General features: G+C 61.3%; 21 protein-coding genes. 1 reads left to right on the top strand and 20 read right to left on the bottom strand.

Annotated elements, in window-relative coordinates; all coding sequences use genetic code 11:
* Positions 1-89: 89 nt before the first annotated feature.
* The 3 genes from flhF to CAF90_RS08930 form a co-directional block, all read right to left on the bottom strand.
* Complete coding sequence (gene flhF, locus CAF90_RS08940) at positions 90-1430, bottom strand: flagellar biosynthesis protein FlhF (protein WP_085605801.1); 1341 nt, start codon at positions 1428-1430, stop codon at positions 90-92.
* An 11-nt stretch (positions 1431-1441) separates the two neighbouring features.
* On the bottom strand, positions 1442-3571 hold the full coding sequence (gene flhA, locus CAF90_RS08935) for a flagellar biosynthesis protein FlhA (RefSeq protein ID WP_007951956.1): 2130 nt from the start codon (positions 3569-3571) through the stop codon (positions 1442-1444).
* Positions 3572-3742: 171 nt separating this feature from the next.
* Positions 3743-4411 carry a hypothetical protein gene (locus tag CAF90_RS08930; protein ID WP_085605799.1) on the bottom strand — a complete coding sequence of 223 codons (669 nt, stop codon included), beginning with the start codon at positions 4409-4411 and terminating at the stop codon, positions 3743-3745.
* Positions 4412-5113: 702 nt separating this feature from the next.
* Here CAF90_RS08930 and CAF90_RS08925 point away from each other — a divergent pair.
* The gene (locus CAF90_RS08925) at positions 5114-5488 is read left to right on the top strand and encodes a DUF6124 family protein (protein WP_007951954.1); all 375 of its coding nucleotides are present in this window, start codon (positions 5114-5116) and stop codon (positions 5486-5488) included.
* A gap of 198 nt (positions 5489-5686) precedes the next feature.
* On the opposite strand, the gene flhB is transcribed toward CAF90_RS08925, so the two are convergent.
* The 17 genes from flhB to fliF form a co-directional block, all read right to left on the bottom strand.
* Positions 5687-6826, bottom strand: a complete 1140-nt coding sequence (gene flhB / locus CAF90_RS08920) for a flagellar biosynthesis protein FlhB (RefSeq protein ID WP_085605797.1) — start codon at positions 6824-6826, stop codon at positions 5687-5689.
* Positions 6827-6829: 3 nt separating this feature from the next.
* Positions 6830-7615, bottom strand: a complete 786-nt coding sequence (gene fliR, locus CAF90_RS08915; protein ID WP_007951952.1) for a flagellar biosynthetic protein FliR — start codon at positions 7613-7615, stop codon at positions 6830-6832.
* Positions 7616-7618: 3 nt separating this feature from the next.
* Complete coding sequence (fliQ, locus tag CAF90_RS08910) at positions 7619-7888, bottom strand: flagellar biosynthesis protein FliQ (protein ID WP_007951951.1); 270 nt, start codon at positions 7886-7888, stop codon at positions 7619-7621.
* Positions 7885-8643, bottom strand: a complete 759-nt coding sequence (fliP, locus tag CAF90_RS08905) for a flagellar type III secretion system pore protein FliP (RefSeq protein ID WP_039765605.1) — start codon at positions 8641-8643, stop codon at positions 7885-7887. Before fliP ends, fliQ begins: the two co-directional genes overlap by 4 nt.
* Complete coding sequence (gene fliO, locus CAF90_RS08900; RefSeq protein ID WP_085605795.1) at positions 8643-9107, bottom strand: flagellar biosynthetic protein FliO; 465 nt, start codon at positions 9105-9107, stop codon at positions 8643-8645. The genes fliP and fliO overlap by 1 nt, the downstream gene beginning before the upstream one ends.
* The gene (fliN, locus tag CAF90_RS08895; protein WP_007951948.1) at positions 9108-9566 is read right to left on the bottom strand and encodes a flagellar motor switch protein FliN; all 459 of its coding nucleotides are present in this window, start codon (positions 9564-9566) and stop codon (positions 9108-9110) included. It abuts the gene before it with no gap.
* A 57-nt stretch (positions 9567-9623) separates the two neighbouring features.
* Complete coding sequence (gene fliM, locus CAF90_RS08890) at positions 9624-10592, bottom strand: flagellar motor switch protein FliM (protein WP_003222890.1); 969 nt, start codon at positions 10590-10592, stop codon at positions 9624-9626.
* 9 nt (positions 10593-10601) lie between these two features.
* Positions 10602-11105 carry a flagellar basal body-associated protein FliL gene (gene fliL / locus CAF90_RS08885; RefSeq protein WP_007951946.1) on the bottom strand — a complete coding sequence of 168 codons (504 nt, stop codon included), beginning with the start codon at positions 11103-11105 and terminating at the stop codon, positions 10602-10604.
* Positions 11106-11314: 209 nt separating this feature from the next.
* Positions 11315-12682 carry a flagellar hook-length control protein FliK gene (locus CAF90_RS08880; RefSeq protein ID WP_085605793.1) on the bottom strand — a complete coding sequence of 456 codons (1368 nt, stop codon included), beginning with the start codon at positions 12680-12682 and terminating at the stop codon, positions 11315-11317.
* A 105-nt stretch (positions 12683-12787) separates the two neighbouring features.
* Entirely contained in the window at positions 12788-13135 is a 348-nt protein-coding gene (locus CAF90_RS08875) for an Hpt domain-containing protein (protein WP_007951942.1), read from the bottom strand.
* 30 nt (positions 13136-13165) lie between these two features.
* On the bottom strand, positions 13166-14869 hold the full coding sequence (locus CAF90_RS08870; protein WP_085605791.1) for a fused response regulator/phosphatase: 1704 nt from the start codon (positions 14867-14869) through the stop codon (positions 13166-13168).
* 5 nt (positions 14870-14874) lie between these two features.
* On the bottom strand, positions 14875-15174 hold the full coding sequence (locus CAF90_RS08865; protein ID WP_007951938.1) for an STAS domain-containing protein: 300 nt from the start codon (positions 15172-15174) through the stop codon (positions 14875-14877).
* Between the two features lie 101 nt (positions 15175-15275).
* Positions 15276-15725 (bottom strand): flagellar export protein FliJ, encoded by a 450-nt coding sequence (gene fliJ / locus CAF90_RS08860; protein WP_085605789.1) that lies wholly within the window; start codon positions 15723-15725, stop codon positions 15276-15278.
* A gap of 6 nt (positions 15726-15731) precedes the next feature.
* Positions 15732-17090: a flagellar protein export ATPase FliI gene (fliI, locus tag CAF90_RS08855; RefSeq protein ID WP_085605786.1), complete on the bottom strand. Its 1359-nt coding sequence runs from the start codon at positions 17088-17090 to the stop codon at positions 15732-15734.
* A complete protein-coding gene (fliH, locus tag CAF90_RS08850; protein WP_085605784.1) occupies positions 17080-17886 on the bottom strand; it encodes a flagellar assembly protein FliH in 807 nt (268 codons plus the stop codon). The genes fliI and fliH overlap by 11 nt, the downstream gene beginning before the upstream one ends.
* A 4-nt stretch (positions 17887-17890) precedes the next feature.
* On the bottom strand, positions 17891-18910 hold the full coding sequence (gene fliG / locus CAF90_RS08845; RefSeq protein WP_007958288.1) for a flagellar motor switch protein FliG: 1020 nt from the start codon (positions 18908-18910) through the stop codon (positions 17891-17893).
* Positions 18903-20690, bottom strand: coding sequence for a flagellar basal-body MS-ring/collar protein FliF (gene fliF / locus CAF90_RS08840; RefSeq protein ID WP_007958290.1), 1788 nt, complete (start codon positions 20688-20690; stop codon positions 18903-18905). Before fliF ends, fliG begins: the two co-directional genes overlap by 8 nt.
* Positions 20691-20695: the final 5 nt, after the last annotated feature.

Below are 20695 nucleotides of genomic sequence, written 5' to 3'. Positions count from 1 at the left end.
TAGACGGAGGCCACATTACTGGCTGCGCGTTCACAACCGGAACAATGCATGGCAGACCATCGATGTAGGTACAAAAACGGTTCATTACCTCAGCCAACCTGCTTGGTCGGACTGTGGTAGATATCAGCGAACATGTCAGCCATGGCTTCTTCGCTGGGTTCTTCCTGCATTTGCACACTGACGGCGCGGCTGACCAGTTGATGACGGCGCGGCAGATGCAGATCATCCGGAATACGCGGCCCATCGGTCAGGTAGGCGACCGGCAGTTCGTGACTGATCGCCAGGCTCAGCACTTCGCCAAGGCTTGCCGTCTCATCCAGTTTAGTCAGGATGCACCCGGCCAGCCCGCAACGCTTGTAACTGTGATAAGCGGCGGTTAGAACCTGTTTCTGGCTGGTGGTTGCCAGCACCAGATAATTTTTTGAGCGAATGCCACGACCGGCCAGACTTTCCAGCTGCATGCGCAAGGCCGGATCGCTGGCTTGCAGGCCGGCGGTATCGATCAGCACCACGCGTTTGCGCAGCAGTGGATCCAGCGCCTGCACCAGGGACTGGCCCGGATCGACGTGGGTCACCGACACATTGAGGATGCGGCCCAGAGTCTTGAGCTGCTCCTGCGCGCCGATACGGAAACTGTCCATGCTCACCAGCGCGATGTTCTGCGCGCCGTACTTGAGCACATAGCGGGCGGCCAGTTTGGCCAGGGTGGTGGTCTTACCCATGCCGGCAGGACCGACCATGGCAATCACACCGCCCTCTTCCAGCGGCTCGACCTCCGGTACGGCAATCATCCGCGCCAGGTGCGCCAGCAGCATGCGCCAGGCCTGACGAGGTTCGTCGATCTCGGTGATCATCGACAGCAGATCACGGGACAGCGGGCCGGACAAACCGATGCGTTGCAGACGACGATACAGATTGGCCTGAGCCGGACGGCTGCCTTGCAGCTGGTTCCAGGCCAGAGTGCCGAGTTGCACTTCCATCAGTTCGCGCAGGCTGTTGAGTTCGAAACGCATCGAGTCCAGAGCACGCGGGTCAACGCCAGCGGAAACCGGTGCAGGCGCCGGTGCCGGGCGGGCCGGAGCTTCGTAGGTCGGTTCGGTCAGCGGCTCGGCAGCGGTCAGCGGCAGGCCGGCCGTTAACGGCAGCCCGGCGAACAACTGGCGATTGGTGTTGCCGTCGGCTTCGCCACGCAGGCTCAGTTCGGCCTGGGCGGTAACGATGCGCGACTGGGTCTTGCGCAGCTCATCCTCGAGTTCCATGTTCGGAACACGCGGGGCCAGCGCCGACAGTTTGTAATCGAGCGCCGCCGTCAGCTCGACGCCGCCGGCGATGCGGCGGTTGCCAATGATGGCGGCATCAGCGCCCAGCTCATCACGAACCAGCTTCATGGCCTGACGCATATCGGCGGCGAAAAAACGCTTAACTTGCATAAACCACTACCTCAGCCGTTGGGCCCTACTGTCGCAACGATGGTCACTTGCTTGTTGTCCGGAATTTCCTGGTAGGCCAGCACATGCAGTCCGGGAACTGCCAGGCGACCAAAGCGCGAGAGCATCGCGCGAACCGGGCCTGCTACCAACAGGATCACCGGCTGACCTTGCATTTCCTGGCGCTGCGCCGCTTCGATCAGCGAACGCTGCAGCTTCTCGGCCATGCTCGGCTCCAGCAGAACGCCCTCTTCCGAGCCTTGTCCTGCCTTCTGCAGACTATTGAGCAATATTTGTTCCAACCTTGGCTCCAGCGTGATAACTGGCAGCTCCGACTCAGTCCCTACAATGCTTTGGACGATGGCGCGGGATACGCCGACCCGCACAGCGGCCACCAAAGCGGCGGTATCTTGACTCTTGGCGGCATTGTTGGCGATGGCTTCGGCAATGCTGCGGATATCGCGCACCGGCACGTGTTCGGCCAGCAACGCCTGCAATACTTTGAGCAACTGCGACAGCGTGACCACGCCCGGCACCAGCTCTTCAGCCAGTTTCGGCGAGCTCTTGGCCAGCAATTGCATGAGTTGCTGCACTTCTTCGTGACCGATCAGCTCGCTGGAGTGCTTGTACAGAATCTGGTTCAAGTGGGTCGCAACCACGGTGCTGGCATCGACCACGGTGTAACCGAGCGATTGCGCCTGGGCCCGCTGGCTGACTTCGATCCACACCGCCTCCAGGCCAAAAGCCGGATCTTTGGCGGTAATGCCGTTGAGCGAGCCGTAGACCTGCCCCGGGTTGATCGCCAGTTCGCGGTCCGGGTAGATCTCGGCCTCGGCCAGGATCACGCCCATCAGGGTCAGGCGGTAGGCGCTCGGCGCCAGGTCGAGGTTGTCGCGGATGTGCACGGTCGGCATCAGGAAGCCCAGATCCTGCGAGAGCTTCTTGCGCACGCCCTTGATCCGCGCCAGCAATTGCCCGCCCTGGTTGCGGTCCACCAGCGGAATCAGGCGGTAGCCGACTTCCAGGCCAATCATGTCGATCGGGGTCACGTCGTCCCAGCCCAGCTCCTTGGTTTCCATGGCGCGGGCCGGCGACGGCAGCAGTTCCTGTTGACGCTTGACCTCTTCCAGCGCAACGACCTTGGCCACGTTCTGCTTCTTCCAGAACAGGTAAGCGCCACCGGCAGCCAGTGCAGCCATGCTCAGGAACGAAAAGTGCGGCATGCCCGGCACCAGGCCCATGACCGCCATCAGACCGGCAGCCACCGCCAGCGCTTTGGGCGAGGCGAACATCTGGCGATTGATCTGCTTGCCCATGTCTTCCGAACCGGAAGCACGGGTCACCATGATCGCTGCAGCTGTAGATAACAACAGTGATGGCAATTGCGCCACCAAACCGTCACCGATGGTCAGCAAGGCGTAAACCTTGCCCGCGTCGGCGAACGTCATGTTGTGCTGGAAGATACCGACGGCCATGCCGCCGATCAGGTTGATGAACAGAATCAGCAAACCAGCGATGGCGTCACCGCGTACGAACTTGCTGGCACCGTCCATCGAACCGTAGAACTCTGCCTCTTGGGCAACTTCCTGACGACGGGCCTTGGCCTGCGCCTGGTCGATCAGACCGGCGTTGAGGTCGGCGTCGATCGCCATTTGCTTGCCGGGCATCGCATCGAGGGTGAAGCGCGCGCTCACCTCGGAGATCCGGCCTGCACCCTTGGTTACCACGACGAAGTTGATGATCATCAAGATCGCGAAGACCACGATACCGACCACGTAGTTACCGCCGATCACCACTTCACCGAAGGCCTGGATCACCTTACCGGCAGCGGCGTGGCCGTCCTGACCGTGGAGCATCACCACCCGGGTCGACGCCACGTTCAGCGCCAGTCGCAACAGCGTCGCCACCAGCAGGATCGTCGGGAACACCGCGAAATCCAGCGGCCGCAAGGCGTACACGCAGACCAGCAGGACGACGATCGACAGGGCAATGTTGAAGGTGAAGAACACGTCGAGCAGGAACGGCGGCACCGGCAACATCATCATCGCCAGCATGACCAGCAGCAACAGCGGCACACCCAGATTGCCCCGACTGAGGTCGGCAATGTTCGAGCGAGCACTGTTGATTAACTGAGAGCGATCCACCGGTTTTCCCCGTTCCTTTAAAGCAAACTTTTGACGCCCGAAGCAGGCGCACGGCGGCTACTGCAAGAAGCCTTCCAACTTTTGCGGGGGATTGAAATAGAGGGGCTGATCTGAGGCGTACTGCACCGCTCGCCTCAGGCAGAAAAATACGGCGAGGTGAGATCTCAATGATCATGCGACCAGAATTTGATCGGCGACGATCGGACCAAACGCGAGAGCATCCCTGTCCAGGTACGGTGTGCGTTTGTAGATGGGGTGAGGTCCGCCCACATCAACCAGAGTTTCCCCGGCCGGCATGAGTACCACCACAGTCTCCGGGGCAACGGCAGAGGCTTTCGTCTCGCCCCTCAGCAGGTTCAGCGCCCCCTCGATCCAGATGAACGGCAAATCACCGATCTCGATTGGCGGATCTCCCGCGCTGAGCCGAAAGTATTGTCCGGAAGTGATCTGAATATTACCTCCCACCATTTTGAAGAACGGTTTGTCATAACGACGCTCCACCGGGCCTCCCCCACTCGACCATTGATCCATGTAATAGCCACGGTCGCTGAACAGCGCCAACAGCGTCTGGTTATCGACGATGCTGCCGGCTGCACTAAACAAGTAATTGTAGGAATAGTGATACGCCGACCCAGCCAGCTCGGGCCGAATCGCGTTGAGCGGTTTTGATAAATAACCCGGAATGTAGAGATCTGCCATTGCCTGGAACTTGGCAAAATCCAGAGCCAACTCCCAGGTCATTTGGTAGTAAATGGCTCGCTGCGCCACGTCCCGCTCCAGCGTCCCCGAAATGAACGTCAGCTCCATCCCGTCCAGATGTTTGTATAAGCGCGTCGTCATAATGATTCCTTCAGCCCTGAGTGGATGACTCATCCCCGACGCTCTCAATACGCGAGCATCACCGAGACGAGGACAAGGCCAATGGGGCGCCTGAGGGTGGTGCCTGTCTACTGTCAGAACTAACAGGTGACGAGGGATTTCCGACGAGCGGAAAAACACGGAAAAGGGGACCACGGAAAAGGGGACGAATTTATTTACCAAGGAAACAGCGGATTTGAGCGTGATTTTTCTGCTGGCCGGGATGCCGCCTTCGCGAGCAAGCTCGCTCCCACAGGGAAATGCATTCCAAATGTGGGAGCGAGCGCGCTCGCGAAGGGGCCCGAGAAGTCAGCACAAAATGCCTTTTAAACTCCGGCGTTTAAAAGACACCTCAAGACACGCCTTCTAGGCTACGAATCCTTGCGCCGTTGCCTACAGCTACGCCAGAATCCGCCGGCTTGTGCGCCTTGGGGTCGGGTTCTATTGTGGGTCGGTCGCTGACGAATCAGCGATCGGGTTTAGCGACTCGGCTCAATTTAAAGGTGCACCAGCGTTCCAGGCTTCGTTGCGGATCTGTATGTCTGCAATTTCGTTATGGTGGCTGTATGCGGGAGACCCTTGCGGTCTGCCGGGTGCCTTTGACCGGTTCGCTAACCTGCGTACAGCCGCCACCCTTCCTGTTTAGCGACTGGATTTGGCGGCTCCACCCAAAGGAGCTTCACCATGATCAAACCAACACCCAATCCACCCGAAACCGACCCCGCCTCGCCCTACGAATCCGCCGATTCCAGAAAGCTTCACGAAGCCGCCGACCGCGCCCTCGATCACTATCTCTGCCCGCCCGGCTCCACGCCGCCACCGCGCAAAACCCGCAGAATGTATGCCGTCACCGCGGACTTCAAAAACGAAGAGCTGCTGGTCGATGCCTGCGAAACCCTGGCTTCCGCCAGAACCATAGTCAATGACTTCACCCATCTCATGCCCGCCTCCCAGCGCAGGACGCTGGTGGGGATTGCGCAACTGATCATGCTCGGGGAGCTGGCAGTGAATCGGGTGCTGGATAATCTGGAATTACCGCCGTCGCCGAACCCTGTGTAAGGACTTGAGTGATGTGCCGTGGCTACTGACGCCTTCGCGGGCAAGCCCGCTCCCACATTTGGAATGCATTTCCCTGTGGGAGCGGCGGTGCGACGATTCGACTTGCCCGCGAAGGCGGCCTCACAAGCACCACAGATCATCAGGCATAAAAAACCGCCACCGGGTTCAACCGGAGGCGGTTTTTTTGTTTCATCAGATTCAGGAATCGCGCCGCAAATCCGGCGGGATCGGCAGGTCGTCCTTGAGCGGTTCCGGGAACTTGCCCTTACCCGCGCGGTGCTGGCGGATCTGGTAGACGTAAGCCAGTACCTGAGCGACCGCCAAGTACAGGCCGCCGGGGATTTCTTCTTCCAGCTCCGTGGAGTAATAGATCGAACGCGCCAGCGCCGGCGATTCGAGAAGCATGACGTTGTTGGCCACGGCGATTTCGCGAATCTTCAATGCCAAGAAGTCGCTGCCCTTGGCCAGCAGCATCGGCGCCCCGCCCTTCTCGGCGTCGTACTTGAGCGCCACGGCGTAGTGGGTCGGGTTGGTGATGACCACGTCGGCATCCGGAATCGCCGCCATCATCCGGCGTTGCGACATCTCGCGCTGTACCTGGCGAATCCGTTGCTTGACCTCCGGCCGACCTTCCTGGTCCTTGTGCTCGTCGCGCACTTCCTGCTTGGTCATCTTCAGCTTTTTGATGCTCTCCCAGATCTGCACCGGCACATCGACAGCGGCGATGATGATCAATCCGCACGCCAGCCACAGCGAGCTCCAGCCCACCAGTTGCAAGCTGTGAATGATCGCCCGGTCCAGCGGTTCGTGGGCGATGCGCAGCAGGTCGTCGATGTCCGAATTGAGCACCACCAGCGCCACACCCAGCGTGATGAGAAACTTGGCCAGTGCCTTGAGCAGCTCGATCACGGCCTTCATCGAGAACATCCGCTTGAGGCCCGCCGCCGGGTTCATCCGGCTGAATTTGGGTGCCAGCGAACCAGCGGCGAACAGCCACCCACCCAGCGCAATCGGCCCGAGGAAAGCCGCCACCAACAGGGTGATCATGATCGGCTGAATCGCCAGCAATGCCTGCAACCCGGAGTTCATCAGGAACGTCGCCATGGAGCGCTCGTCCATGATCACTTCGCGCGACAGCGTGAAGTTCTGGCGCATCAGTTCCATCAAATCCTGCGCCAGCATCCCGCCAAAGACCAACAGCGCACCGGCACCGGCCATCATCACCGCCAGCGTGTTGAGCTCCTTGGAACGCGCAATCTCACCCTTTTCCCGGGAGTCCTTCTTGCGCTTCTCCGTGGGGTCTTCTGTTTTGTCCTGACCGCTTTCGCTCTCAGCCATGACTCAGCGCGCCTTTGCCAGTTCGCGTAAAAACTGCAGGGCCTCGGTGGCCAGCGGTTGATACTGGTTGAGAATGTCCGCCAACCCGACCCAAACGATGAACAGGCCGAGCACCAGGGTCAGCGGGAAGCCGATGGAGAAAATGTTGAGCTGTGGCGCGGCCCGGGTCATCACGCCAAACGCGATGTTGACCACCAGCAGCGCAGTGACCGCCGGCAGCACCAGCAACAAGGCGGCACCCAGCACCCAGCCGAGTTTGCCGGCCAGTTCCCAGTAATGCGTGGTCATCAACCCGCCGCCGACCGGCAGCGTGGTGAAGCTTTCGGTGAGCACTTCGAAGACCACCAGGTGCCCGTTCATCGACAGGAACAGCAAGGTCACCAGCATCGTGAAGAACTGCCCGATCACCGCCACCGACACGCCGTTGGTAGGGTCGATCATCGACGCGAAGCCCATGCCCATCTGGATCGCGACGATCTGCCCCGCCACCACGAAGGCCTGAAAGAACAATTGCAGAGAGAAGCCCAGCACCGCACCGACCAGAATCTGCTCGGCGATCAGCAGCAAACCGCTGAGATCCAGCGGGCTGACCGCCGGCATTGCCGGCAGGTTGGGCGTGATCACCACAGTGATCGCGAAGGCGAAGTAAAGACGGATCCGCCGGGGCACCAGCGTGGTTCCGAAGACCGGCATCACCATCAACATCGAGGCGACGCGAAACATCGGCAGCATGAACGACGCCACCCAGGTACTGATCTGGGTATCGGTCAACTGAAGCAGCGATTGCATGGCTTAGCCGATGACCATCGGAATGTTTTTGTACAGCTGAGTGATGTATTCCATGAACGTCTGCACCAGCCACGGGCCGGCGACGATCAGCGTTACCAGCATCACCAGCAGACGCGGCAGGAAGCTCAGGGTCTGTTCGTTGATCTGGGTGGCGGCCTGGAACATCGACACCAGCAGGCCCACCAGCAGACTCGGTACCACCAGGATCGCCACCATCATGGTGGTCAGCCACAGGGCTTCGCGAAAGATGTCGACCGCTACTTCTGGCGTCATGGCGATACACCTCCGAAACTGCTGGCCAGGGTGCCGATGATCAGCGCCCAACCATCCACCAGCACGAACAGCATGATTTTGAACGGCAGGGAAATGATCAGCGGCGACAGCATCATCATACCCATCGCCATCAGCACGCTCGCGACCACCAGGTCGATGATCAGGAACGGGATGAAGATCATGAAGCCGATCTGGAACGCGGTCTTCAGTTCAGACGTCACGAACGCCGGCACCAGAATCGTCAGCGGCGCAGCATCCGGAGTGGCGATGTCGGTGCGTTTGGACAGGCGCATGAACAGCTCCAGATCGCTGGAGCGGGTCTGGGCGAGCATGAAGTCCTTGATCGGCACCTGAGCCTTTTCCACCGCCTGCTGGGCCGTCAGCTTTTCCGCGAGGTACGGCTGCAAGGCATCGTTGTTCACGCGATCGAACACTGGCGCCATGATGAACAGCGTCAGAAACAGCGCCATGCCGGTGAGGATCTGGTTCGACGGCGTCTGCTGCAGGCCCAGGGCCTGACGCAGGATCGAGAAGACGATGATGATCCGGGTGAAACTGGTCATCAGGATGACGGCGGCCGGAATGAAGCTCAGCGCCGTCATGATCAGCAGGATCTGCAGGCTGACCGAGTACTCCTGCGCGCCCTCGGCGTTGGTGCCCAGGGTGATCGCCGGGATCGACAACGGATCGGCGGCGAATGCCAGCGGCGCGGCCAACATCAAGGCCAGGGTCAAGACGATGCGCAACGCACCCATTACTTCTTATCCTTCTGATCCTTGCCGAGGATCTTCAACAGATGCTGGGCAAATTCCGGAGTCGCTTTGTCGGCGGTGCTCGGCACCTCGACCGGCTCTTTGAGCACGTGCAACGCAGTGATGGTTCCGGGGCTGAGGCCGAGCAGAATCTGCTCGTTGCCGACCTGCACCAGCATCAGACGGTCACGCGGCCCGAGCGCGCGGGAACCGATCAACTCGATCACCTGACCCTTGCCGGCGGGACCTGCCTGCTGCACCCGGCGCAACAGCCAGGCGAGGAAGAAGATCAGGCCCAGCACCAGCAACAAACCCAGCACCAGTTGCGTCAGCTGACCCGCCACGCCGCTGTTGACGGCCGGCGCAGCCGCCGCTGCCGTGGTCACCACCGGCTCGGCCGCCAACACGCTGAACGGCAACGCCAGCGCCAGCGCCAGACCGAACAAAGCACCCAGAACCTTTTTCACTCAACGCAGCTTCTTGATGCGTTCGCTCGGGCTGATCACGTCGGTCAGACGGATGCCGAACTTTTCGTTGACCACAACCACTTCACCGTGGGCGATCAGGGTGCCGTTGACCAACACGTCCAGCGGCTCGCCGGCCAGACGATCGAGCTCGATCACCGAACCCTGGTTGAGTTGCAGCAGGTTGCGAATGTTGATGTCGGTGCTGCCCACTTCCATCGAGATCGATACCGGGATGTCGAGAATCACGTCCAGGTTAGGACCGTCGAGGGTCACTGGGTCGTTGTTCTTCGGCACGCTGCCGAACTCTTCCATCGGCAGACGGTTGGAGCTCGAAGCACCTGCATCGGCGGCCAGCAGCGCGTCGATGTCGGCCTGCCCGGCTTCACCGGTTTCTTCCAGGGCGGCAGCCCATTCATCGGCCAGTGCCTGATCGTCCTGGGTGTTCATATCGTCGTTCATCATTTGTCCTCGGCGGGCAAAAAACCGGTAAAAGAATCAGGGAGTGAGGGCGCCGCTTCAGCGGCGCTCGATCGGCTCGATAACCTGCAACGCAAGGTTGCCTTTGTGCGAGCCCATCTTGACCTTGAAGGCCGGCACGCCGTTGGCGCGCATGATCATGTCTTCCGGCATCTCCACCGGAATCACGTCACCCGGCTGCATGTGCAGGATGTCGCGCAGTTTCAACTGGCGGCGCGCCACGGTGGCACCGATCGGCACGTCGACGTCGAGCACGTCCTGGCGCAGGGCGTTGACCCAGCGCTCGTCCTGGTCGTCGAGGTCCGACTGGAAACCGGCGTCGAGCATTTCGCGCACCGGCTCGATCATCGAGTACGGCATGGTCACGTGCAGGTCGCCGCCACCGCCGTCGAGTTCGATGTGGAAGGTCGAGACCACGATCGCTTCGCTCGGGCCGACGATGTTGGCCATGGCCGGGTTCACTTCCGAGTTGATGTACTCGAAGTTGACTTCCATGATCGCCTGCCAGGCTTCCTTCAAGTCGACGAACGCCTGCTCCAGCACCATGCGCACCACGCGCAGTTCGGTCGGGGTGAATTCACGCCCTTCGATCTTGGCGTGACGGCCGTCGCCGCCGAAGAAGTTGTCCACCAGCTTGAACACCAGTTTGGCGTCGAGGATGAACAGCGCGGTGCCGCGCAGGGGTTTGATCTTGACCAGGTTGAGGCTGGTCGGCACGTACAGCGAGTGCACGTATTCGCCGAACTTCATCACCTGTACGCCACCGACGGCAACGTCCGCCGAGCGGCGCAGCATGTTGAACATGCTGATGCGGGTGTAGCGGGCAAAACGCTCGTTGATCATTTCCAGAGTCGGCATGCGTCCACGGACGATGCGATCCTGGCTGGTCAGGTCGTAGCTTTTGACACTGCCGGGTTCGGCAGCGTTATCGGTCTGTACCAGACCATCGTCGACGCCATGCAACAGCGCGTCGATTTCATCCTGGGACAGCAGATCCTGCACGGCCATGTCGTGTTCCTACTGCAGTACGAAATTAGTGAAAAGCAACTGTTCGATCACCACTTTGCCCAGCTCTTTCTGCGCCACTTCCTGGACGCTGGCTGTGGCCTTCTGGCGCAACATCTCTTGACCGACCGGAGTCGCCAGCGTGGCGAAATCCTGACCGGAGAAGAGCATCACCAGGTTGTTGCGGATCACCGGCATGTGCACTTTGAGCGCTTCCAGATCGGCCTGATTGCGCGCCAGCATGGTGATGCTCACCTGCATGTAGCGCTGACGGCCGTTCTGGTTGTAGTTGGCCACGAAGGCCGGCGCCATCGGCTCGAAAATCGCCGGTTGCTTGCCGACCGGTGCCGCTTCGGCGGCCGCCTCGGGCTTGCTCTGCGCACTGTGCATGAAGAACCAGGTCGCCCCCACAGATGCGCCGATGGCCAGCAGCAACCCGAGCACGATCGCAATGATCATCTTGAGTTTGCCTTTGGTTGCGGGGTCTTTTACTGCTGCAGCTTCGCTCTTCGCCATGCCAATAATCCGTCACTAATCGGGTTTTCACAGTCGCACGGCAAGGCAAGAGCAAGTGTTATGCCAGAAGTGTCGGAGCATCGTGGAGAGCACCACAAACCAATGTGGGAGCGGGCTTGCTCGCGAATGCGGTTCAACATTCAACAGATGTGTTGTTTGTCTTACCGATTTCGCGAGCAAGCCCGCTCCCACAGGAGTACAGCGTAGTGTCAGGCGTAGTAGTCGACGGCGCTGGAGCCGATCACGTGAGTGGCCGTGGCCGCCGCTTCAGCCACGGCGGCCGGCGTCAACTCTTCTTCGGCCGAATCCAGGCGACCGCCGGCTGCACTGGTGCGACCGCCCTGCCCCTGTTGCGCCTGTTCCTGGCCCTGACCCTGACCCTGCCAGCCACGGTTCTGGTCGGACACGTTGACGTCGACCTGCCCCATGCCTTGCTGGTTGAACATGTCGCGCAGGCGGTGCATCTGACCGTCGAGGGCTTCACGCACGCTCGGATGCGCGCTCATGAAGGTCACCTGGGTCTGCTGGTCCGGGACCATGTTCACCCGGATATCCAGACGCCCCAGCTCGGCCGGTTGCAACTGGATGTCAGCCGCCTTCAGGTTGTTGCTCGACAGGTACATGACCCGGTTGACCACTTCCTCGGTCCAGCCGTTCTGGTGCATGGCAATCGGCTGGTTCACCGGCACCGCGTTGGCGGTTTTCGGCGTGGCAGCCTGGGTCAGCGCCGCCAGACGGTTGGCGAAATCATCCACGCGGGTGTCGCTGGTGGCGGTCTTCAGGTCTTTCAGGCCGTCATCGATCAGACCGCTGAACGCCTTCTCACCGCCCTGACTGGTGCTGTCCTTGTCAGCCTGCACGTCGAGCATGCTGGCCATGCCGGCAGCGAAGTTCTGCGCCGAGGTCAATTCGCCGTCAGCCTGAGTCTGGGCCGGGGTGGCTTTGGGCTGGGACTGGCTGGAAGCGGAAATGTGCCCACTCTGCTCCATGGCCATGCGCACGGCAGGCAGCGAATCCAGCGGATCCGCCTCGGGGTCGAAAGCAGGATCAGTGGTCGGCGCCGGATCCTTGACCATACCCGGCAATGCCGCCACGGCTGGCTTGTCGGTTTCAGGTTGCGCGGCGGTCTCGACAACGGGGGTGGCTACTACCGGTGCGGTAACGACGGGCTCTACCGCTGCCACCAGCGCCGGATCCACCGGTGCCGTGTCGACAACAGGAGTCGGTGCGGTATCGGCAGTCTCATCATCAGTAGCGGTCTTGTCGTCCGCTGCCGCCGTCGCCGGTTTGTCGGCGGGCAAGGCTTTGCCGCTATCGGCAACCGCCGGCTCCGGGGCGGCAGACTGATCCTTGCCGAGGTCTTTCTTGCCGCTGTTGTCGGCGACCTTGTCACGGGCAGGTTTTGCCGAATTGTCGACGGTCACCGAGGGCTTGTTCGGGCCTTGATCGGCGAACACCTGAGCGAAGCTGGAGGCCTTGTCCCCGGGCTCTGCGGCCACTGCCGATGATTTGGCCGAGGCAGCTTGCGCCTTGGCCTGGGCGGCGGTCTGAAGAAGAATGTTGGGGCTTGCAGGCATGGCACGGTCTCCGCTGCACTGGGATCGTAGGTACAGTTGGGATAGATGACTGCAAGTGCCGGGCCAGTTTCGTCAGAATTCCGACAAAACCGCCCGGCGGCAGAATCAGTGCGTCAGCGAGCGCTGCCGCTCGGCGACATAAACGGGCCGCACATCGGCGAATTCGCTATGGATGTCGGCGACCAGTTTGATGATTTCAGAAGGGCTTTTGTCTTTGGCATGCTGTTCCAGCTCCTGGCACAACACCGCGAGACGGGTCGCGCCCATGTTGCTGCTGCTGCCCTTGAAGCTGTGCGCTACGGAAGACAATGCGTCGGCATCGGCAGTCTGCTGCAACTCCCGCAGGCGATTTTCGGAATCGGCGAGGAACGTATCCAGCAGTTCCGGATAGCTGTCTTCCATCACTTCCCGCAGCGCGCTTAGCGCCTCGTGGTCCACATGTGTATCAGCCACTTGTTCACTCCTTGATCAAGAATGCGCGGATTATGCCAGAGCCTCCCAGAAAAACTCCACGCGAGCACTGCGACCATCGTCTGACCAGCTGGCATTACGCGCCAGTTGCCGGATCAGGCTGACCCCGCGCCCCGACAGACGGACACCGTCGAGCGGCCGCTCCATCACGCGCGAAACATCAAACCCCTGGCCGCTGTCTTCGACCCGCACCACCAGACAACCGCCCTCGCCTTCCGGCCGCACTTGCAAATGCACGCGCACGTAACCGTCCTGCAAGGCCTCGAGACGCGCATTGCGCTGCTCGTAATAACGGGCGAAACCCGACGCATCGCGCTTGAGGCTCGAATCCAGTCCCAGCACGCCATGCTCCAGCGCGTTGGAATAAAGCTCGGCCAGCACGCTGTACAGTGCGCCACTCTGCGCCCGCAAGCCATGCACCTCAAGCAGCAACTGCAACAGATAAGGCAACGGGTTGAAGCGCTTGAGCGTGGCACCGCGAAATTCGAAGCTCACCGACCAGTCCAGCGGACAGGACTGGCCACTGTCGGAATACACCGGCGCCGATGGATTGACCTGCGCCATCTCCAGCAGGCTGACTTCGACCATGCTCACATCGTCCCGGGCCTCACCGCGAAAATCCTGCAACGCCTGCTCGATTTCCTCGAACAGCCGATCCGGCTGGTGATTGGCGGCGAACACCTTGTGCAAGCGCTCGACACCGAACAGCTGATCGTTGGCATCGCAGGTGTCGATAACCCCATCGGAGAGCAGGAACACCCGATCGCCCACCGCCATCGAGTGAACCTCGGTGCGGTCATCGAAGGTCTGCGGGCTGAGCACCCCCAACGGCAGGTGGCGTGCCGCCAGCGGTGTGCGCTCCCCGGTGGCGAGGCAATGCAGATAACCGTCGGGCATGCCGCCGTTCCAGACTTCCACCGAGCGCCGCTGAAAACTCAGGCACAACAGCGTCGCGCAGCAGAACATGTCCACCGGCAGGATGCGCTTGAGCTTGGCGTTCATTTCCCGCAGGGTTTCGGCCAGACCGTAACCCTTGGCGGTCATGCCATAGAACACCTCGGCCAGCGGCATGGCGCCGACCGCCGCCGGCAATCCATGACCGGTGAAGTCACCGAGCAACACATGCATGTCGCCGGCCGGGGTGTACGCGGCCAACAGCAGGTCGCCATTGAACAGCGCATAGGGTGATTGCAGGTAACGGATGTTCGGCGCGCTCAGGCAGCCGGAATGCGCGACCTTGTCGAACACGGCCTTGGCGACCCGTTGTTCGTTGAGCAGATACTCGTGGTGTTTGGCAATCAGGTCACGCTGCTGAAGAACCGTGGCCTGTAAACGTCGCAAGCGATCCATCGCCTTGATTTTGGCGGCGAGGATCACCTGGTTGTAAGGCTTCGCCAGAAAGTCGTCACCGCCGGCCTCAAGGCAACGGGCCAGGGCTTCACTTTCCGTCAGCGACGTGAGGAAGATGATCGGCACCAGGTTTTCACCCGCCAGCTTCTTGATCTGGCGTGCGGCTTCGAACCCGTCCATCACCGGCATCATGGCATCCATCAGCACCAGATGCGGCTTTTGCCGGATAAACGCCTCGACTGCCTCCGCACCGTGGGTGGCCGTCAGCACTTCATGCCCCTGACGACGGACGATGGTCGACAACAACAGCCGGTCAGCGGCGCTGTCTTCGGCAATCAGGATCGTCAGCGGCTCTTGCGGCTGCATGGCCGTCAACTGATGTCGAACAGTTTGTCGAAGTTGGAGATGGCGAGGATTTTCTTCACGTCGGAGCTGCTGTTGACCACGCGGATTTCCGAGTCGTCACCGCCGACATGATCACGCAGCAGAAGCAGCATGCCGAGCGCCGAACTGTCGAGATAGGTCGCCTCCTTGAGGTCGACAATCACCGATTCGGGCTGCTCTTTTTCGTAGGATTGGCGAAATTCCTGATGCTTGGCGAAATCGAATCGCCCCTTGACCGAAATCGTCAGTTTTTTCTTGTCCGGAGAGACTTCTGTAACGACTGACATGTACTGGCTTCCTTGTCATTGACGAACTTGTACAAGGTTTAGCACTTGGAGGGGCCATGGGCAAGGCGCGATGGCGTCGGGATCTGTGCGAGATCTGCCCGTCAAAACACCTCGTGGCGCGGCAAACGCTGAGACAACTCGTCCAGCAGCTTCTGTTCGCGCTTGTCTTCGGCGCGCTGCGCTTCATCCAGATAACGTTGTACAAGCTTGCGCAGACCTTCGACCCGGGCGAATGCCTGCTGCCAGGCATCGCGGGCCTTGTCCAGATTGTTCTGGTGCCATTGCAGACTTTGACGCTGTTGATCGACAGCGGTGTCGAGCTGCGCCAGAAAGCCCTGAAAACCCAGCAACCATTGCCCGGAAACGCCCGTGCTGCCGCGTACGATCCACTGCTCGGAGTAATCCAGACGAAAGGCATGCAAGTCGGCGAGTTTGCTCTCGGCCACTTTCACCTGACCCTGAAAGTAACCCAGGCGTTGCACGGCGGTTTTCTCGGCCTTCTCGGCCATGTCCACCACCGGCGCCAGACGCGCGGCTCGACTCAGGGCCATGACCGGTTACCCGCCGGCCGCCGGGGCGAAAATCGTGCCGAGATACGCTTCGCTTTCACCCAGGCTGATGTTGTCGTTGAGGCCCTGACGCAGATACCTGACCAACTGCGGCTGCAGGTTGATGGCAAGGTCAGTCTCGCGATCACCGCCAGCGACATAGGCGCCGACGCTGATCAGGTCGCGGCTCTGTTGGTAGCGCGACCACAGCTGCTTGAAGTATTGCGCACGCTGCATGTGTTCCGGCGACACCACCGCCGGCATCACCCGGCTGATCGAGGCTTCGATATCGATGGCCGGGTAATGACCTTCCTCGGCCAGACGCCGGGACAATACGATGTGCCCGTCGAGCACGCCCCGTGCGGAGTCGGCAATCGGGTCCTGCTGGTCATCGCCTTCGGACAGCACGGTGTAGAACGCGGTGATCGAACCCCCGCCCTTCTCCGCGTTACCGGCGCGCTCCACCAGTTTCGGCAGTTTGGCGAATACCGACGGCGGATAACCCTTGGTCGCCGGCGGCTCGCCGATGGCCAGGGCGATTTCCCGCTGGGCCTGGGCGAAACGGGTCAGCGAATCCATCAGCAACAGGACATTCTTGCCCTTGTCGCGGAAATACTCGGCGATCCGCGTGCAGTACATCGCCGCGCGCAGACGCATCAGCGGCGCATCGTCCGCAGGCGACGCCACCACCACGGAACGCTTGAGGCCTTCTTCACCGAGGATGTGCTCGATGAATTCCTTAACTTCTCGACCCCGCTCACCGATCAGGCCAACGACAATGATGTCGGCCTCCGTGAAGCGGGTCATCATGCCGAGCAACACCGACTTACCGACACCGGTACCGGCGAACAGACCCAGACGCTGACCACGTCCGACCGTCAACAAACCGTTGATGCAACGGATGCCGACGTCCAGCGGCACGCTGATCGGGTCACGGTTGAGCGGGTTGATCGTCGGGCCGTCCATCGGCACCCAGTCTTCGGCCTTCATGCCGCCCTTGCCGTCCAGTGCACGCCCGGCGCCGTCCAGCACCCGACCGAGCATGCTCATGCCCATCGGCAGGCGACCGGTGTCGGCCAGCGGCACCACGCGGGCGCCCGGGGCAATGCCGGCCACGCTGCCGACCGGCATCAGGAACACTTTGCTGCCGGAGAAGCCCATGACTTCGGCTTCAACCTGGGACGGGTGATAGGTGTCGTCGTTGATCACCATGCAGCGGGTGCCCATGGCGGCGCGCAGACCTTCGGCTTCGAGCGTCAGGCCGACCATGCGCAGCAGGCGCCCTTCGAGAATCGGCGCACCGGCGATTTCGGTGGCCTCGGCGTAGGTGCTCAGGCGCTTGGCGAAGCTGGTGCGTTCAAGGCGCATCGGGGGCGTCCGCGAGCGGCTCTTCTGCGACCGGGGCCGGTTTTGGCGACTCCGGTAAGTCGAGGCTCAGGTCCGGCGCGGCCGGGTGCAAGGCCTGTTCGTGCAACTGGTCGAACAGCTTGGCCATGACCTGGCTGACGCGGGTTTCGATGCTGGCGTCGATCCGGCTGTGGTCGGTCTCGACCCGGCAACCGCCCGGCAACAGGGATTCGTCCTCGACGATGCGCCAGGTTTCCTCATGACGTTCGCGCAGGGCTTTGACCTGTTCGAAATCCTGTGGATTGACGTACAGCCGCACATTGCCCACGCCCAGCGGCAACAGCTTGAGGGCGTCGCGCATGACGTGTTCGATCTGCGTCGAGTCGATGGCCAGCTCGCGCTGAATCACCTGTTTGGCGATGTGCTGCACAAGGTCGACCAGCGACTTTTCGATCTGGGTGTCTTGCTCGGCGATGGGCTCGAACAGGTGGCCCATCAGTTGCTCAAGGCTGTTGACCTTGGCCGTCAGGACCACTTCGGCTTCCTGGCGCACCTTGAGGGTGGCGCTGTGGAAGCCTTCCTTTTCGCCGATGGCGAAGCCTTCGTTGTAGGCCTCCTGACGGATGCTTTCGAGTTCTTCCAGAGTCAGTGGCTGGACTTCCTCCAGCGGCACTTCTTCCATTTCCGGCGGTTCAGGCTCCGGTTCCGGCTCGGGTTCCGGTGCCGGCGGATCGAAGCTCGGGATTGCCCAGGTTTCGAAACCGCGGACGTCCCGGGCACGGATCAGGTCCGTCACATCGTCGTCATGCTTGTCCATGGGCTTAGATCATTTCCTCGCCGCCCTTGCCACCGAGCACGATTTCTCCGGCTTCGGCCATACGGCGGGCGATGGTGAGGATTTCCTTCTGCGCGGTCTCCACGTCGCTGACGCGCACCGGGCCCTTGGCCTCGAGGTCGTCGCGCAGCAGTTCGGCGGCACGCTTGGACATGTTCTTGAAGATCTTTTCCTTGACGCCTTCGTCCGAACCCTTGAGGGCCAGCACCAGCACGTCGGAGGACACTTCGCGCAACAGCGCCTGGATCCCGCGGTCGTCGACATCGGCCAGGTTGTTGAACACGAACATGAGGTCTTCGATCTGACCGGACAGGTCTTCGTCGACTTCGCGGATCGAGTCCATGAGCTGGCCTTCGATCGAGCTGTCGAGGAAGTTCATGATGTCCGCCGCCCGCTTGATACCGCCCAGGGTGGTGCGCGAGGCGTTCGAGTTGCCGGAGAACTGCTTCTCGAGGATCTGGTTCAATTCTTTCAGCGCGGCCGGCTGCACGGTGTTCAACGACGAGACGCGCAGGATGATGTCCAGACGCACCTTGTGGTCGAAGTTGCCCAGCACTTCACCGGCCTGATCCGGATCGAGGTACGCGACCACGATCGCCTGGATCTGCGGGTGCTCGTAACGGATCACGTCGGCAACGGCGCGCGGCTCCATCCATTTCAGGCTGTCGAGGCCACTGGTGTTGCCGCCCAGCAGAATGCGGTCGATCAGGCCGTTGGCCTTGTCTTCACCCAGGGCCTGGGTGAGCATTTTGCGCACGTAGTCGTCGGAGCCGACGCCCAGGCTGGTCTGGTCGCCGACGATGTCGACGAACTCGCTCATGACCTGTTCGACCTGCTCACGGTGGACGTTGCCCATCTGGGCCATGGCCACGCCGACTCGCTGAACCTCTTTGGGGCCCATGTGGCGCAGCACTTGTGCGGCATCGGTCGAACCCAGGGACAGCAGCAGAATCGCGGCTTTATCGACCCGGGACAGTTTGGCGACGGCGGCTCGGTTATCACTCATCTGCGTTAATCCACTCTTTCACGACCTGGGCCACACGACCCGGGTCTTCTGCCACCAGACTCTTGATTGCGTTCAACTGAGCGTCATAACCCTCGCTCGGGCTCGGCAGCAGAATGCTGGTCGGGCCGCCGAGGCTGACGCGATCGTTGGACAGTTCACCGTCCAGACCGCCCATGCCACCGAGCTCCATGTCGCCGCCCAGACCGGCCAGCTCCTTGCTTTTGCCGCCACCGGTGATGTTGTTGAGCACCGGACGCAGCACGCCGAACACCAGCACCAGGATGAACAGCACACCCAGCACTTGTTTGACGATGTCCCAGAACCATGGCTGGGAGTAGAACGGAATGTCGGCGATCACTTCGCCGCGCTCGGCGGAGAACGGCATGTTGATCACGCTGACGCTGTCGCCACGGCTGGCGTCGAAGCCGACGGCGTCCTGTACCAGACGGGTGAAGCGCGCCAATTCGTCGGCGCTCCACGGTGCACGGGTGGTTTCGCCGTTGGCCGGGTTGATCTTGACCTGATCGTCCACCACCACCGACACCGACAGGCGATTCAGGCGACCCTGCTGCTGTTTGGTGTGGCTGATAGAACGGTCGAGTTCGAAGTTCTTGGTGGATTGTTGACGCTTGTCCGCCGGGTACGGCGCGAGCATCGGCTGGCCGGTGGCCGGATCCATGATCTGCTGACCGTTGGCATCAACCAGTGGCTGGCCAGGCTGCACCATGCTCGCCGGGGCGGCTGCGCCACCGGTGGTTTGCGGCGCCGAAGCCGGCGACGGTGGCTGGTTGCTCAGGGCGCCCGGCACACCTTGCGGGCCATTGCTGGCGGTGCGTTGTTCGTTGACCGACTGTTCGCTGCGCAGCGCCGGTTGATCCGGGTTGAACTGTTCGGCGGTCGATTCGACGGCACTGAAATCGACGTCGGCCGATACTTCAGCCTTGTAACGGTCGTTGCCCAGTACCGGTTGCAGAATGTTGTGCACGCGCTGGGTGAGCATGCTTTCCATGCGGCGGCTGTAGTCGAACTGCTTGCCGGCCATGGTCATTTCGGAGTTTTCCGCCTGATCCGACAGCAGGTTGCCCTTCTGGTCGACGACGGTGATCTGCGATTTGCTCAGCTCGGGAACGGAGGTTGCCACCAGATTGATAATGGCAACGACCTGGCCTGGCTCCAGCGAACGACCGGAGTACAGCTCGACCAGTACCGAAGCGCTTGGCTTGCGTTCGTCACGCACGAACACCGAACTTTTCGGGATCGCCAGGTGAACGCGCGCGCCCTTGACGTTGTTCAGGCTGGAAATGGTGCGGGCCAGTTCGCCTTCGAGACCGCGACGATAACGGGTCGCTTCCATGAACTGGCTGGTGCCCAGACCCTGTTCCTTGTCGAGGATTTCAAAACCGATGTTGCCGTCGCTGGGAGTGACACCAGCGGCCGCGAGCTTGAGCCGCGCACGGGACAGGTCATCGGCCTTGACCAGCAAGGCGCCGGAATTAGGTTCGACGGTGTAGGGAATGTCGGCGGAGGCCAGGGTGTCCATGACCTGCTTGGCGTCCATGCCGGCAAGGCTGCCGTACAGAGGCCGGTAGTCCGGTTGCTGCGACCACAGCACCACGGCAAAGCCAATCGCCACGCTCGCGGCCAGGCCGACCAACAGGCCCACCTGACGCAGCACGGTCATCTCGGAGAGGTTTTCCAGGAAGGACAGGCCGAACAGCGGCGGTTTGCCGTCTATCGGGGTGGCCTTGGCCGGAACGTTATCGGCGACTGCTTCTGCCATGACTC

Origin of the sequence: Pseudomonas sp. B37(2017), assembly GCF_002112885.1 — a bacterium.
GTDB classification, from domain to species: Bacteria; Pseudomonadota; Gammaproteobacteria; order Pseudomonadales; family Pseudomonadaceae; genus Aquipseudomonas; species Aquipseudomonas paraglycinae.
The sequence above is the reverse complement of the archived record's forward strand: the minus strand, read 5'-3'. Positions and strand labels throughout refer to the sequence as shown.